Here is a 16,277-nt window from a genome sequence, read left to right on the forward strand (position 1 = left end):
CCAATCGAAATACAATGAAAGCTCTTTTCATTAAGAAGTTAGCTACGATTTCTATCGTGCTTGCATGGTCGATACCCGCCCTGCACGCTGCCGATGGCTATCCACCATTCAGTTGGGATACAGTGCCAACCTACGCTCACATGGCGAATCGTTCTGATGATTTCACATCCGAGCAATTGGATTTCCTAGCGGAACATTTCGATTTCATCACCATTGAGAAAGGGCAAGCGACGCGCAAGCACGGAAGCATGGATAAAGGCTTCGCAATCGCAGCGAAAGGGATTAAGCAGCGCAACCCCAACGCGAAGGTGCTGTTCTATTTGAACTCCACGATCAAAATTGGTGGTTATGAAGCTAACGAACGTTTTCCGATTGACGGAGAGTTGAAGAGCACCGAAGGGGAGAGACTGACCATATTTGGAAGTATTCCCTTCTTTGATTTGACTCAACCGGAGGTGCGTACGTGGTGGGAGGATACGGCCCATGCGGCGGTTCGTGATTTAGGTGCGGACGGGATCTTTATCGACGCGATCAACAAGATGAACAACGCCAATCGACGTCGGGTGCTGACTCCCCAAAAAATCGATGCGTTGAATACGGGCATACTTTCGATGCTGAAGCAGACACGTGAAAAAATCGGATCATCGAAGCTGATGATTCAAAACGGAGTGCCACAAAAAGCAGACGATCCCGCCGCAGCACTGCTCGCGGTGAACGATGGCGCCATGGACGAACATTTTGTTAGCTCAACCAAGGTCAACAAAGAACAGTTGGCTGCGGACATGGAGGCGTTCCAAAAGCAGGCCAAGGCCGGAAAAGTGATGGTCTGCAAAACGTGGCCTGGCTTCGATTGGCGAGATAAAGAGTTAATGGGACAACCACGCGCAGAACGATCGCAACTCGCACGCGAGCGAATCACGTTCGCCTTGGCATGCTTTCTAGTCGTTGCTGAGCCGTACTCCTATTTTTGTTACACCTGGGGCTATCAAGGCGATGACACCGGAACATTCGAATGGTATCCGGAATTAGACAAGCCACTTGGGCCACCCAAGGGCGATGCCCAACGGATAGGCTGGCAGTACACGCGTGAATTTGCTCACGCCGCAGTCTTTGTCGATATTGAAACCGGGGAAGCCCGAATTGATTGGAAGTAAGCAAACGTGGGGATGGTAGTGATCGAGATCACTGAAACGCGATATCAGGAGTTACCGCTGATGACCACTTTAAGCGAGCCTTTTCCAAAGGCATTTTCCTTCCCGATGTGGAGATTCAACGAGATCTGTGACACGCTTCAACCAGGTCGATAGAGTTATCGAGAAAGCGATGACGGCAAGCACAAGACGCCGGACCAGGTCATGGAAAAATTGCAAGCGGCCAGCGAAAAGAAAATTGCCAATCATTTTGGAAAAGAATAATGAAGAATATGTATAGAAGAATCCTAGTTGCTTGCTTGTTGTGGATACCCCTTCCTGTGTGGATGCTTTCCGCGTCAGAGCTCACCTTTGATTCGGCGGGCAAGCCGAGTTCGTTAGTGCTGGGCGATGAGAAAATGTTGGAATTCGATTCGGTGGCTGGGTTTTACCTGTCGCAGGGACGAGAGAGGACGGGGACGCGGCTCAGCACACTCTCTCAATCTGGCAACGAAATCACCGTATCAGAGTCCGGCGGGAGTCCAAGCTTTACCTTTAGCGTCAAGTCCTACAAAAACCATGTAGCCATCCATCTGCTGGACTTCGCTGGGATTGGATCGGGTCAGGGTTACCGTTTAAGTCTAAGACTCTCTACGGAGGATAGTGACGCTGTCGAGGCTTATACGCTCAACGACTTGATGACAGCTGGTGCAAGACGTCAGACGGTTGAGCTGACTTGGCCCTACCTTTGGGCAAGGCCTCGTGGTGATGGGTCCCGCGGCAGCGTGGTTCTTTACAACAATAATCTGTCCGGAAAAGAACTCGATGCGGTGCTTGCTGAAATTTGGTCCGCTCAGGCTGCAGCGGGACATATGGTTTATCCCAAAGTGGATTCGTGGACCGAAGCCGACGTGTTGGCCTGGGTTGACCGGTGGGTGAATGAGTTTCGTAGGTTGTCCGTGATCAGTGTTCATCCCGAGGAGTCTGAACAAGAGCTATACGAAATGACGAATAAGTACGTCATTCCCAGCGGTGCCAATCGGGTTTATATGTTCCAAAAGAGCTGGCGTGAGTCGGGTATGACGACGCCAAGGGAAAACATTTTCCCAAGGGGTAAGGCGGATATGATCGCTTACCAGGAATACCTTGCGAAGCATGGGATCCAGCTCCATCTGAAAAGCCTCTCTCCGCAGATCAAAGCAGAGAAGTATCTTTCGTCAACCTATGTCGATCCTCGCATCATGAGCTGGGTCTCCGGTACACTCGCCGAAGCGATTGACACCGAAGCCACCACCATACGTTTCCGTCCCGATCCAGCCTCTATCATCGAAATGCGGGACGAGGACTTTATGCGCATCGGGAATGAGGTGGTGAGTGTCGAGAATATGACAAACACGGATGACGACGTATGGATATTACAAGGTTGTCAGCGCGGCCAGGAAGGAACGACTGCAAAGTCCCACAATGTCGGCACCGATATGGCCGGATTGGTGCAAAGCAATCACTCGTTTAATTTCGAAGAAGACTTTGGGATGCCCAACAGTTTGGCGGAAGAGATTTGCGGACAATACGGTGATTTTCTCAACGACGTAAAGACTTCGCACTTGCACTTCGATGGGACTGGCCGAATGAACGAACCGCCGTGGTATGTCCGTGAGTTTACTGACGATGTCTACAGCCGGGTGGAGCGTCCAACCACCGGCAGTATTGTCGGACGTGGGGCGTTGCCCGCGCATTTCGAAACGAAATTCAGCGGAGCCCAGGAAATCTACGGGATGTGGGCTTATCACCACATGCGGATTGGCATTCGCCTCTATGAAAAGGGCAGGAAGCATACCGAGATGGCGCCCAGCATGCTGGATTTCCACTTTGATATTTCCGACGGGATCATGAATCACACCCGTCGAATTGAAATGCTCGGTGGACAGAGCGGCAAGATGCTTTCCAAGCGGGAAATCGATACGTACGGTTTATCCGAGTATGGTTTCAAACTTTTCCGCTACTGGCAGGAAGTCGGCCCGGTGTTTACCGACGGTGATGCCGCCTACGTCAAAAAGTATTTAATCAAGAACGGCAACCACTACAAAGGTCCAGACGTTCTTGTGCTCAGCAAAAAAGACGACGGAGATTACATTTTCACGCCGCATCGTGTGATGGGCAGGACATCGGGTGAAGATGAGCCATTTAAGATCGATCAGGAATGGGGCGCCGTGCCTCGTTGGCAGCACCTTCGCGTCGGGACAACGATGGAGTTATCTAATCCTTACGTGGCTCAGCAGCCCCAAGTGATGCTGTGGGTCGAAGAAGACTCCGTGCCCCTCCAGAATCCGCTCTTCACCGTGAACGGTTCGGGAACCCTGTCGATTGAAGGCACGATCCAGCCTTTGGAGTACATGCAGTTTGCGGGCGGCAATTCCGTAAACGTCTTTGACAAAAACTGGAACCTGCTCCGCACCTTGCCCGCAACGACCACGAACTTTATTGCCAACCATGGCACATTGACGGTGACGACCGCCGCGGTTCGCGGCAGGGCTCAACCGAATCTCTGGGTCCAATACATCACTCTTGGGCCAGAGTACGTGCTCGAGTCCAACGAATATTTACCTTGAAACGTCCTTTCGATGCCATCAACCATGAGGAAAAAAGTACGATGATGAAACCAGGTCTTCTCTCGCTGGTGTTGTTATCCCTACCCGTTTGCTGTTGGGCAACGGGCACCTTTTCAACGGCATATTTTGAAGCCGAAAACTTTACCGGTCAAACCGGCGACAGCAAGGCAAGCAGCGAACACTTCCCGTACATCGGAACGGGTTATTTGGAAATGGGCGGTCAGAACGCCACGGCTACCTGGAACAACATCACGGTTCCGACAGCCGGAAGATACACACTCATCTTCAAATACGCCAATAACACCGAGGAAGATCTCGCTTGTGATTTGAAGGTGAATGGCGCTTTGATCAGAAGCATTCCCTTTCGTCCATTCCTCCAAAACTGGGAAAACATCAGATCCGAATTAGCAACCGGATACAACAAAGAGGATTATGGTTGGTCCAAGTATTGGAATGCGCGGGTGATGGTCGACTTGAAAGCCGGGGCTAATACGCTAGAGCTGATTGCGACATCCGACAAAGGCGGGCCTCACATCGATAACATCGCCGTGAGCACGGCAATCAGTGAGCCACCTGCTCCCGTCGTCAACGTTAAAGATCATGGTGCCGTCGGAGACGGCAGCACGGATAATACCGAAGCCATCGCGAAAGCCATCGCCGCGTGCCCGCCCGGAGGCTCCGTGGTCTTCGATGAGGGGGTGTACATGACTGGGTCCATTACCCTTAAGGGAAACATGACCCTTTGGATTTCTGAAAACGCCATCGTACGAAATTTTGCGGGCAATGAAAAAATCAAAACCTACTCGGAAGGTTCTTTTCAAGGCGGATACATCACCAGGTATTTCATGTTCGGAAACCAGGTAGATAATTTGACGATTACCGGTGGGGGGACCATCGATCTCAATACGACCGAAAGACTTCCTGGTAGATCGAGTACCCGTCGTCCTTCAACATTGGGATTTGTCAATTCGAATAACGTTACGGTTACCAACATTGATATGATCCACAATGATTTCTGGGCTTTCGTCCCTCAGAGATCGGATAACATCACGATTGATGGCCTGAATATCTTCAATGTGAACAAGGATGGCATCGCCACGATTGATTGTCACGACATCACGATAACCAACTGTGTTATCTCCAGTGGTGATGACGCCATGGTTCCCAAAAGTTACGACGCTTCCAAGGGAATCGACAACATGGTGGTAAAGAATATTACGGTCAATCACACCAGATGGAAGGGGTTCAAATATGGCGGCTCTACAAAGGGTGATTTTACCAACTCATCTTTCGAGGACATGGCCATCGTTCATTCTCACAGCGGCATCGCCTTGTATGCAATGTCGGGCATTGATGTAACAAACATCAAGTTCAATCGCATCAAAATGAATTGGGTGCAAACCCCCTTCTTTGTTGTCCGCGATGCCGCGGCATCAACCACCACACCTGGGATGCAAGACATTCATTTCTCAAACATTGAAGTCCGGAATGTCTATGGGTCAGAAGGCAGTTCCATTCAGGGTACAGAGAAAAATGGAACGGTTTATCCGATCAAAGATATCTACTTCACCAATGTGGACGTGAAGAATTTTAAAGGAGGAGTGAAAGAAGTGCCCGGAACCCCTCGGGAATTTCCAGGTGGCTATCCCGAGACAACTGTTTTTGGAACCTTTCCTGCCTGGGGCTATTATATCCGGCACGCGGAAAACGTGGTGTTCACCAATGTGACCCATGATGTTTCCCCTGAAGATGCTCGCGAAGCAATTGTGCTTGAAGATGTCACCGGGTTTAAGACGGTGAGCACGAAGAACGACAATGACGTGACAGCTGCTGAAATGGATATCTGGGGGAAAGGTGAAGTTCCATCGATTACCGATCCAAATGATGTCCCGCAGACTCTTGAAGATATCTGGAGCGGATACGAAAAGAGTTATGACGCACACAACCCTTTAGAAATAAAAATTCATAAGACCTGGAAAACGAACGATGGTATCGTTGTCAACTGGGTGCAGATGACGGTAGGGACGTTCTTGGGGGAAAAGGCGGTTATCTGTGGGTACTGGGCCTATCCCGAAGGGGCTAAGAGCCTTCCCGCTCTACTTGCACTAAGCGGGGGCAAGCAGACGGCAGCCGAGAGAACCGTGTTGGAATGGGCCCGGCGTGGCTATGCCTGTTTCCATCCAAACAATGACCAGACTCGTACTCTAAGCGGAGATGGTGAAAAGCTTCCCAATACCAACTGGGGTGCCATTGTTCATAATGGCGCCCTCGGCCCCTACGGCTCGCTCACACCTGCGGGCAATACGATCGACGCCGTATTAAGCCCTCGCAATAGCTGGTATTTCCCTCGCCAGATCGCTGCTCGCCGCATCATTACCTTCATGCAGGAACAGCCACAGGTTAATCCCGACAAGATTGGGGTAACCGGCCATTCAACGGGCGGGGCTTTAGCAACCCAGGTAAGTATCGATCCTCGAATCTCGGCCGCCGTCCCTTCAATGGGAGGTGCAGGAGGGCTTTATCTCGAACATCCTGTCTTGAAAGGAACCATGCGAAATCAGGGGGGGCTGAGCGGAGACGATCTGGAGATATTGAAGAACACGATTGACGGTTTCGCCTATTGGAAAAAGATGCATGCTCCCGTCTTGTTGATTGGTGCATCGAATGATTTCAATGCCCCGGATTGGAATAGTATCGAATCGCTCAAGTTGACCGATGTCGAAAAACACTACATCACCTGGCCGAACCTCAGCCACAAGACTAGGCCGGAAGTCGCGATGGCTGGATATCTATGGTTCGAGGATCACCTCAAAGGTGCTTTTGATTTCCCGGCAAGACCCAAGTCAGAATTATTGGTAAAGCAACCCGATGGCATTCCAGTATTTCGAGTAACCGCCGCACCCACAACATTGAAAATCAAACGAGTGGAAGTTTGTTTCACCAATGACCGCGACGTGAAAAATCGGGTTTGGACCACCGCATCACCCGTGCAGAGCCAGGATGGAACCTGGTCGATCGAGACGCCAGTCTCCAACCTTGAAGAACCCCTGTTTGCCTTTGCCAATGTCATTTACGACCTCGGCAGTCCCTACGATGGTAGGTCGGGCGTGGCCGTGACCAGTAACTACGTCTATGCCTGGCCTGAAGAACTCAAAGCCGCCAACGTGAAGTCAAACAGTAAGTAAGGAATGCAATGTTCGATGTAAAAAGAAGCTATTTAACAATGATGAAGCAAATCCCGTTTTTGATAGCCGCCATGATTGGCATGCCATCGACGTCTTCCGCTAATGCATTTTCGACAGCCTATTTTGAAGCTGAAAACTTCACGAGCCAGACCGGCGGCAATAAGGCAAGCACCGAGTATTTTCCCTACATCGGTGAGGGATACCTGGAGATGGGAGGACAAGGGGCCACCGTCACCTGGAATAACATCACGGTTCCCGAAGCGGGCAAGTACACCCTGCTTTTCAAGTACGCAAACAATACCGAACAGGATCGCCCGTGTGACTTAAAGGTGAATGGGGTTCAGATAAAAAACTTGGCCTTCGGTCCTTTCACAAAAAACTGGGAAACACATCGACGTGGTGTTTCGAGCGATTACAACGAAGAGAATTACGGGTGGGCCAAGTACTGGATGACCCGAGTGATCGTGGATCTCCAGGCTGGGACCAATACCGTCGAACTTACAGCCACCGGTGTCCAAGGAGGCCCTCACATTGACAACATCGGCGTGAGCACGGCGATTGCAGAGCCGCCCGCACCCATTGTAAATGTGTCCGATCATGGAGCCATAGGAGACGGGCAGACCGATAACAGCCAGGCCATTGCCGATGCTATTGAAGCATGTCCCACCGGCGGTTCTGTTGTGTTTGAACCAGGTATCTACATGACAGGATCCGTTACTCTGAAAGCAAATATTACGATATGGATTTCAGAAGGGGCCACGATTCGTGCTTTTCAGGACAATTCGAAATTCAAGAATTTTTCCGGCGGATTTTTCAGTAAATATTTTGTGTTCGGAAATGAGGTCGACAACCTGACCATCACCGGCGGAGGGGCGATCGATGGCAACTCTGTGGGGACACTGTGGAATAGCGTACGCGAAAGAAATAGACCCACTTTGTTTGGCTTCGCAAACTCAAAAAATGTCACAGTAACAAATATAGACATTCTCAACAGCGGTTTTTGGACCTTTGTTCCTGAAACAACAGATGGCCTGATGATCGATGGTATTAATCTTCTAAGCATCCACGGATACAACAAGGATGGCATTGATCCAATCGATGTGCAGAACGCTTACATCACCAACAGTACGGTCACCTGCACGGATGATGCGATTTGCCCTAAAAGTTATGATCGAAACGTTGGCATCGACAATCTTGTGGTTAAAAACATAACGGTAAACAGTACCCAATGGAAAGGGTTTAAATTCGGTTCGGCTACCCATGGCGATTTCACGAATTCTCTTTTTGAAGACCTCGCGTTTGTCTATTGCCATAGCGGTTTGGCTCTTTTGTCGGTGGATGGATCGAACGTGAAGAACTTAAGGTTCAACCGCATCAAAATGAGCAATGTGCAGACACCCATTTATTTTCTCAACGGAACCGGTTTAAGGACCGGCAGAGTCGGTTCGACGGTGGAAGATATTCACGTCAGTAATATTGAGGTGCGTGATGTCTACGGGGAACAGGGCAGCTCCATTCAGGGAGCCGATGTCGACGGTACCGTGTACCCCATTAAAAACATATACCTCTCCAATGTGGATGTACAAGCTTTTAAAGGTGGCGTAAATAGCGTACCGAACAACCCTCAGGAAATGCCTCGACGCTCTTATCCTGAAGTCACCGTGTTTGGCACCTATCCAGCCTGGGGCTATTACATTCGACACGCTGAAAATGTGGTCTTTCATAATGTAACCCATAGCGTTTCTCCAGAAGATGCTCGCGAAGCGATCGTGCTTGTGGATGTAACGGGATTTGAAAACAAGGGGCAGACTCATCCTCTTCCCGTCGAGACCCAACCCTAAACAAGGAATACCTTTCACTCGATACCGTAACGACCTCCCGTTTAAAACGACTTTTAATAACCTGTCAACATTCAATCTTAGAGCCGTTGATCTTGTTGAAGACCCTTCCGTATGGAGATCTTTAACGGGTTGTCGATTTAATCGTTTAACGCTTAGCCGAAGGCGTCAGCTTTTCCATAGGCGATCGCCTATGGCTTGGCGTTAAACAATCAGTCGAGTCAAACCGATTAAATCGACAGCCCGTTAACAAGATCCACTACCTCCAACCCTAATTCGTATCCCCAACAGAAAACAAGACGATGAAACAGAGAATCATTTTTAACTTGCTGCTATTTGTAGTCGCAAGCATCTCTTCGATGGCGTATGCGGAGACGATCCAACCGAAGGTGTTTAACATCAAAACCTACGGTGCTATCGGTGATGGCGTAGCGATGGAAACGGAAGCGGTGCAAAAGACCATCGATGCCTGCCATGATGCAGGCGGCGGAGTGGTTTGGGTGCCGGCAGGCGATTTTCAAATTGGAACGATCATCCTTAGGAGTAATGTGACCCTCTCGCTTGATTACGGGGCTAGCTTACTCGGCAGCACCAAGCTAGCGGACTACCCGACGGACAAGCTCAGCCGAGCGAGAGAGGGTGGCCCCCATTGTCTGATCTACGCGGAAAACGCGAAGAACATCACGATTGAAGGACTCGGCGTGATCGATGGCAGAGGAACTCACGAGAACTTCCCCAGGAAGGGTGGAACGAACTCTGGCGTCCGCCCGCGTCTGATGCGATTGGAGAGCTGTGAGGATCTCACGTTTTCTGGCGTCACCTACAAGCGGCCTGCCTTCTGGGGACTGCATTTGATCGACTGCAAGAACATTCACTTTGATGCCGTTACGCTGCGTTTTCGCAACAACAACTTCAACAATGATGGACTGGATCTCGACGGTTGCGAGAACGTGCTCATCGAGAACTGTGATCTCAGCGCCGGGGACGACGCGATCTGCTTGAAAAGCTCCTTGAACCCTTGCAGGAACATTGTCGTGCGTGGATGCAGGGCGGATAGTAATACAGCTGCGGTCAAATTTGGCTCGTCCTCCCGTGGCGGGTTCATCGATATCAGCATCACGAACTGCCATTTTCATGATTGCCCAATGGGCGCCATCAAATTGCAATCGGTGGATGGCGGGCGCTTGGAGAATATCACGATCTCCAGAATCGTCATGAAAGACGTGGGCAACCCGATCTTTTTGCGTTTGGGAAATCGCAACAGTTCGTTTGGTGTGAGGTCCGAACGAGGCCAGAGGGCAGACGATGCGTCCGAGAACGTATTTACCGGGACATTGAAGAATGTGCGGATTAGCGATCTGGTCGCAGAGGTGACCGTTGAAGACCGCGAGAAAGCGATGGAGGCTGTCTACCGGAGCATCAAGATGGAAACGGCTCCCTATGTGACCGACAAGGAAAAAGGCAGAGCGGGGCCGATCATGATCACCGGTATTCCCGGCCACTCTATCGAGAATGTGGTTCTGGAAAACGTCAAGATATCCTATCCCGGTCACGGCACCGAGGAAGACGCGAAACGGGTGGTTGCTGAGGACGAAGACCGGTATCCGGAACAGTTCTTCTTTGGCGTGCTGCCGGCTTGGGGAGCGTACATTCGCCATGCGAAGAATGTTGAGTTCAAGAATGTTGAATTGACCCTTCGCGGCGACGACGCACGTCAGAAGATTGTATTGGATGACGTTCAGGATTTTGTGAATCACTGAGGGTAAAGGGAAGAAAATGCGGAAACATTTAATCTGTCTGACGCAGGTGTTCGTTGGCCTAGGGAGTCACGTCCTCATGGGCGCCGACAACGGTGAACCCTGGCAGGGCCTTGAAGGAGCCAAGCTGGCGATGGATGTTCGCTCTCAAAACACTCAGACTTTGCATGTCGGGCTGAACCGCGATGAACACGTCGCCGAGGTGAAACCTGCGGGTGGCGGTCAATGGCAGACGGTTGTGCGATCGGTTGCAGAGTTTCGTGATCGCTCTGGCAAAACCCTAGCCGATTGGAATGGGCTCATGGAACTCAAACGGGCACCCAAACATCAGGCTGATCCGAGACCTGAATTCAGCAACCTACGCTGGCCCGTAGATGAAAAGGAAATCGTTGTTGATGATCTTGAAGGTTTGATAAAACAATAACTCGTGACTGCCTCGTCGGCCAGTCTAGTAAGAACGACTCGAACCGCAATGAAATGCATCTGTTGTTATCAACAGCTTTCATGACAGAATTTGCGGTTCCAATTAAGGAATGAATACGATGCATCGAACGACCCTATTGTTCAGTGGCGTTGTCTTATCGCTATGGATATCGACTTCTGTAGTAAAGGCACAAGAGAGTCAACCCAACATTCTCTTTATCTTTGCAGATGACTGGGGGTGGGGTGACTTAAGTTGTCACGGACATCCCTACGTCAAAACGCCGAACATTGATCGGTTGGCAAAGGAAGGTACCGATTTCCATCGCTTTACCGTGGCTTGCGGGGTTTGCTCGCCGAGCCGGGCAGCGGTGATGACGGGCCATTTTCCTGGACGGCACAATATTGATGGCCATTTTGCTGCGGTGTCTTCCAATCAGCGCCGCAACATGCCTGACTGGTTGTCTGTGGACGCACCGTATCTGGCACGTTTTCTGAAGCAAGGTGGTTATGCGACGGCTCACTACGGCAAATGGCACCTTTCCAATAACATGATTCCCGATTCGCCCTCCCCGGGAGAGTACGGCTACGACGACTACGGGGCCTTCAATTGTTCCGGCGAGCAGATGCCCTGGTATAAAGACTCCGAGCGTGCCATTGCGTTTATTGAGAAAAGCCAAAAGGATAAAAAGCCGTTCTTTGTTAACGTATGGTTACATGAACCGCATACACCGCATCACACGTTGCCGAAGTATCGCTGGCGTTTTCCGGACCTGGACGAACCGGACAATATCTACGCAGCGATTTTGTCGCATGCCGATGATCGCGTTGGCGAAATACTCAATGCCTTGGACCGGCTAGAACTGACCGACAACACGCTGGTCATTTTTAGTTCTGACAACGGGCCGGCTGGCTCTTCCGATGAACTCTCGTTGGGTTATGATTCCGCCACAGGCGCAGGCTACGGCAGGGGCGCTTCCCAAGGAACGACCGGCGGTCGTAAAGGCTACAAGGCCTCGCTTTTCGAAGGCGGAATCGGCGTACCGTTTATCGCCCGTTGGCCAGGCAAAGTTCCAGGGGGCAAGGTGGACGATGTGTCACTCATGTCGGCGGTGGATTTGCTACCGACCTTTTGCGAAATCGCTGGCGTGGAACTACCGAGTGATTACCAGCCCGACGGCGTTAGTCAGGTGGCTACGCTCAAGGGGGAAAAATATCCTAGCCGAACCAAACCGCTGTTCTGGAAATATCCTTCACGTTGGCCAGCAGCGAAAAGTAAACCTGACCACTGGGTTTCCTACGCCGTTGTGGATCAAACCTGGAAGCTAGTGACCAATGGCGACCTCAGTTATGTGGAGCTCTATGATATTGCCAATGATCCCTACGAGGCCAACGACCTCAAGGATCAACAGCCAGAAACGGCGAAGCGGTTGCTCAGCATGATTGAGAGCTGGCAAGATACTTTGCCGGCCAAACCGGAGGGTGACGTCTTTTCCGCAGAACGAAATTAGCCAAACCGTGGCACAGGCTTCCAGCCTGTGAACACCAGACCCCAGGCATCCAGCCTGTAAAGAACCAACCACAGGCTTCCAGCCTGTGAAGACCAGCCCCCAGGCCTCCAGCCTGCAAAGAACCAACCACAGGCTTCCAGCCTGTGAAGACCAGACCCCAGGCTTCCAGCCTGCAAAGAAGAGGCCACAGGCTTCCAGCCTGTGAAGAAGAGGGCACAAGCATCTAGCTTGGGAAGAAGAGACCACAGGCTGGAAGCCTGTGCCACTGTCTCCTGAACACACACCACAAAACCAAACCGAGTAGAAAGGGTTTCCATCAAATGACAAAGAGAATAATCAGCAGCTTGCTTCCTGTATTGATCATCGCAGGGGTGGCTTCCACGGGCGTCGCCGAGATTGTGACGCCAAAGGTTTTTAACATCAAAAACTATGGCGCGATTGGCGATGGTGTCACGCTGGAGACCGAGGCAATCCAAAAGACCATCGATGCTTGCGAGGCGGCTGGTGGAGGTACGGTTTTGTTCCCAGCGGGGGACTTCGTATCTGGCACGATTCAACTGAAGAGCAACATGACGCTGTCGCTTGACTACGGCGCAAGTTTACTCGGCAGCCAGGACCAAAAAGATTATCCCATCGATCAACTGCGTCCCGCACGCGAGGGAAATTCTGAGTGCCTTCTCTACGCCGAGGATGCAAACAATATCAAGCTTGAAGGCTTGGGCGTGATCGATGGACGTGGAGCAAGAAAAGTTTTTCCGCCACGCAGTGGCCCCGGTGGCAAAGACAACCGCCCGCGGTTACTCCGTTTCGAGAATTGCCAGAATTTAACGATGTCCGGTTTGACCTATAAAAATCCAGCGTTCTGGGGGATCCACTTGGTTGACTGCAAAGATGTGCACATCACAGCAGTCACGCTGCAAATGCGGGACAATAATTCAAACAACGACGGCTTCGATATCGACGGTTGTGAAAATGTACTTTTGGAAAACAGTGAGATTCATTCGCATGATGACGCGATCTGCTTAAAGAGCACGAAGAACCCCTGCCGCAATATCGTCGTCCGAAACTGCAACGTGAGCAGCACCACCGCAGCGTTAAAATTCGGAACCTCATCCAGCGGCGGGTTCATCGACATCGATGTCTCAAACTGTCACTTTTTCGATTGCCCCATGGGCGCCATCAAACTGCAGATTGTGGATGGCGGTCGCATGGAAAACGTCAATATCTCACGTATCGTGATGGACAATGTTGGTTCACCGATCTTCATCCGACTGGCAAACCGTGGAAGAATCTATACCGAGAATACCTACACGGGTACGGCTCAACTCAAAAAAAATGAGTCCGAAGGTGCTGGGGTAGGCTCGATCAAAGGGATCACGATCCGCAACGTGGTGGCGAATGTGACAATAGCGCCAGACGCGAGACCGAGTAGGGTAATCGCCCAAGCCGGTCCGATCATGATCGCCGGTATTCCTGGACACAACGTGGAAGACGTGCTGTTGGAAAACATTCAAATTTCCTATCCCGGCGGAGTGACAGAAAAGTCAAATCGCGAGGTTCCCGAGGATATCACTCGCTATCCGGAGCAGTATTTCTTCGGTGTTCTACCCGCTTGGGGAGCCTACATTCGACATGCGAAAAATGTTGAGTTTAAGAATGTCGAGATGGTCCTGCGGAAAGAAGACGCGCGTTCGGAGACCGTAATCGACGATGTTGAGGGTTTCGTGAATCACTAATGAATGAAGGTCATGCTGGCCAAATCCCAAGACCAAGAATCGATATTTCTTAAATAGATAAAGAAGGAAAAATGAAGGTAGGATACGCACCAGATCCGATTCGTTTCTCTCGAATGACCACGCAGGAACACGCCCAGAGGACACCCGCAGCTTTCAATGGACGCTGAGTGTCTCGACAATAGTTACAAATCTTTAATCCCAAAACAATGAATAGGTAAATCATGATTTCTCTCAATAGCGAAGTACAAGAAAAAGTATTAGACGAATACGTCACACGCAAAGTGTTGCTTCATCAAGATTCGATGATGCTGGTTGAGTTTACATTTAAGAAAGGTGGCATTGGCCAACCTCATAGCCATGAAGAACATGAGCAGGTCGGCTATATCGCCGAGGGTGTATTCGAGGTCACCGTGGGTGATCAGACCAAAACACTCTCCCGTGGTGATAGTTACTACGCAGCAAAGAATGAGGTTCACGGTGTGGTTGCCTTAGAGGATGGAATCATCATCGACGCCTTTACGCCAATCCGCAAGGATTTTCTGTAAGCGATTGGTTGCAGAGAAGAGAGCAAGATCCGCTTGAAGAGAAATATCAGTTAACCGTAGAGGTATTGTTTGATGAAGATAAAGCAACGAGTGACGACCTTATTGATGTTCGCTGCCTTTTGCACGAACGCCCATGCGGAGCAGATGGGACCGTGGAATTTGGATGACTTGTATAAGACACCGCAATGGGAGAAAACGGACAAGGCCGCCAAGGAAGGTATGACGGGGATACTGTATTCGTCGATTCCGTACAACGGTAATCCGGTGCAGGTCTTTGCTTACTACAGCGCCCCCAAGGGAGCCGTTCCCGAAGGTGGCTGGCCGGCAGTGGTGTGCATCCACGGCGGCGGCGGGACAGCGTTCGATGCCTGGGTGAAACGATGGAACGACCATGGTTACGCAGCGATCAGTATGGACCTGGAGGGACATCTCCCGATTAGCAAAACCGGGGGCGACAGAAGATCGCGACTTTCAACCGACCATCCCGGGCCAAGTCGGGTTGGCGTCTTCGGGGACTATGCCAAGCCGATCGAACAGCAGTGGTATTATCATGCCGTCGCGCAGGTCGTGATCGCCAACTCGCTCCTACGATCGTTTCCGGAGGTTAACGCTGAGAAGATTGGCGTTACCGGCATCAGTTGGGGTGGAACGTTGACCAGCACCACGATGGGTGTTGACAACCGATTTAAGTTTGCCATTCCAGTCTATGGATGCGGATTCTTGCCCGATTCGGACGGCCATCAGGGCGAATCGATCAAGCCCGGTCAGCAGACCGACGTCGTGAATACGAACTTCGATGGCTCGGCCTATTTCAAAAACGTCTCCATCCCGACGCTCTGGGTCAACGGAACCAACGACAATCACTTCACCATGCCGATCACGCAGCAGTCGTCGCAGACGGTCCAGGGCCCAGCGATTTTGCGGTTTCAGCTTGAAATGAGCCACGGTCATGGTTCGGGATGGAATCCCGAGGAGATCTATACGTTTGCCGACAGCGTCGTCAATGAAGGCACGCCGCTAGTGCAGTTTGACAAACCCAAAGTTGTTGGCGATCAAGTTTCCGTTACCTGCACAGCATCCACAAAGATTGCTAAGGCTGATCTTCTATACACAACGGACTCGACGAGCGTTTGGCCAGACCGCAAATGGCGTAAGACGCCGGCGACGATTCAGGGAACAACGATAGAAGCAGCTATTCCAGAGAATGCGGTTGCTGTCTTTTTTTCCGCCACCGACGAGCGAAAACGGATGACGACTTCCGAATTTGTGATGACTCAATAGGGGGACAGCGTGACGTTGACTTGGACCACCGGTACTGGCCGACCGGCGTTAGCCGTGGTTTTCGCAGGTAGAACCGTGGCTAACGGGCTGTCGATTTAATCGGTTTGACTCGACTGATTGTTTAACGCCAAGCCATAGGCGATCGATTACGGAAAAGCTGACGCCTTCGGCTAAGCGTTAAACGATAAAACCGACAGCCCGCTAACGCCAAAACGGCTAATGCGTTCGGAGGTACCGGGAATCACAACAAAACCACGATAGAGGC

The 16,277-nt window shown here is 51.0% G+C and carries 10 protein-coding genes; all 10 read left to right on the forward strand.

Annotation, left to right across the window (positions count from 1 at the left end):
- The first annotated feature begins 14 nt into the window (after positions 1 to 14).
- Positions 15 to 1,154, forward strand: coding sequence for a putative glycoside hydrolase (locus Q31b_RS18725; protein WP_146601175.1), 1,140 nt, complete (start codon positions 15 to 17; stop codon positions 1,152 to 1,154).
- A 260-nt stretch (positions 1,155 to 1,414) separates the two neighbouring features.
- Positions 1,415 to 3,739: a hypothetical protein gene (locus Q31b_RS18730; RefSeq protein ID WP_197171814.1), complete on the forward strand. Its 2,325-nt coding sequence runs from the start codon at positions 1,415 to 1,417 to the stop codon at positions 3,737 to 3,739.
- Positions 3,736 to 6,924 carry a glycosyl hydrolase family 28 protein gene (locus Q31b_RS18735; RefSeq protein ID WP_146601177.1) on the forward strand — a complete coding sequence of 1,063 codons (3,189 nt, stop codon included), beginning with the start codon at positions 3,736 to 3,738 and terminating at the stop codon, positions 6,922 to 6,924. The genes Q31b_RS18730 and Q31b_RS18735 overlap by 4 nt, the downstream gene beginning before the upstream one ends.
- 8 nt (positions 6,925 to 6,932) lie before the next feature.
- Positions 6,933 to 8,765: a glycosyl hydrolase family 28 protein gene (locus tag Q31b_RS18740; RefSeq protein WP_146601178.1), complete on the forward strand. Its 1,833-nt coding sequence runs from the start codon at positions 6,933 to 6,935 to the stop codon at positions 8,763 to 8,765.
- 299 nt (positions 8,766 to 9,064) lie between these two features.
- Entirely contained in the window at positions 9,065 to 10,522 is a 1,458-nt protein-coding gene (locus Q31b_RS18745; RefSeq protein WP_146601179.1) for a glycoside hydrolase family 28 protein, read from the forward strand.
- A gap of 76 nt (positions 10,523 to 10,598) precedes the next feature.
- Positions 10,599 to 10,943, forward strand: a complete 345-nt coding sequence (locus tag Q31b_RS18750) for a hypothetical protein (protein ID WP_146601180.1) — start codon at positions 10,599 to 10,601, stop codon at positions 10,941 to 10,943.
- Between the two features lie 118 nt (positions 10,944 to 11,061).
- On the forward strand, positions 11,062 to 12,450 hold the full coding sequence (locus Q31b_RS18755; protein WP_197171816.1) for a sulfatase family protein: 1,389 nt from the start codon (positions 11,062 to 11,064) through the stop codon (positions 12,448 to 12,450).
- 320 nt (positions 12,451 to 12,770) lie between these two features.
- On the forward strand, positions 12,771 to 14,186 hold the full coding sequence (locus Q31b_RS18760; protein ID WP_146601182.1) for a glycoside hydrolase family 28 protein: 1,416 nt from the start codon (positions 12,771 to 12,773) through the stop codon (positions 14,184 to 14,186).
- Positions 14,187 to 14,407: 221 nt separating this feature from the next.
- Positions 14,408 to 14,731 (forward strand): cupin domain-containing protein, encoded by a 324-nt coding sequence (locus Q31b_RS18765; RefSeq protein ID WP_146601183.1) that lies wholly within the window; start codon positions 14,408 to 14,410, stop codon positions 14,729 to 14,731.
- A gap of 72 nt (positions 14,732 to 14,803) precedes the next feature.
- The gene (locus Q31b_RS18770; RefSeq protein WP_146601184.1) at positions 14,804 to 16,012 is read left to right on the forward strand and encodes an alpha/beta hydrolase family protein; all 1,209 of its coding nucleotides are present in this window, start codon (positions 14,804 to 14,806) and stop codon (positions 16,010 to 16,012) included.
- Positions 16,013 to 16,277 lie beyond the last annotated feature (265 nt).

Origin of the sequence: Novipirellula aureliae (assembly GCF_007860185.1) — a bacterium.
GTDB classification, from domain to species: Bacteria; Planctomycetota; Planctomycetia; order Pirellulales; family Pirellulaceae; genus Novipirellula_A; species Novipirellula_A aureliae.

Excerpts from the sequence above, each read along its gene's own strand:
- Q31b_RS18740 (WP_146601178.1), top strand. The coding sequence starts at position 6,933 with ATGTTCGATGTAAAAAGAAGCTATTTAACAATGATGAAGCAAATCCCG.
- Q31b_RS18745 (WP_146601179.1), top strand. The coding sequence starts at position 9,065 with ATGAAACAGAGAATCATTTTTAACTTGCTGCTATTTGTAGTCGCAAGC.
- Q31b_RS18760 (WP_146601182.1), top strand. The coding sequence starts at position 12,771 with ATGACAAAGAGAATAATCAGCAGCTTGCTTCCTGTATTGATCATCGCA.
- Q31b_RS18770 (WP_146601184.1), top strand. The coding sequence starts at position 14,804 with ATGAAGATAAAGCAACGAGTGACGACCTTATTGATGTTCGCTGCCTTT.
- Q31b_RS18730 (WP_197171814.1), top strand. The coding sequence starts at position 1,415 with ATGAAGAATATGTATAGAAGAATCCTAGTTGCTTGCTTGTTGTGGATA.
- Q31b_RS18725 (WP_146601175.1), top strand. The coding sequence starts at position 15 with ATGAAAGCTCTTTTCATTAAGAAGTTAGCTACGATTTCTATCGTGCTT.
- Q31b_RS18750 (WP_146601180.1), top strand. The coding sequence starts at position 10,599 with ATGGGCGCCGACAACGGTGAACCCTGGCAGGGCCTTGAAGGAGCCAAG.
- Q31b_RS18755 (WP_197171816.1), top strand. The coding sequence starts at position 11,062 with ATGCATCGAACGACCCTATTGTTCAGTGGCGTTGTCTTATCGCTATGG.
- Q31b_RS18765 (WP_146601183.1), top strand. The coding sequence starts at position 14,408 with ATGATTTCTCTCAATAGCGAAGTACAAGAAAAAGTATTAGACGAATAC.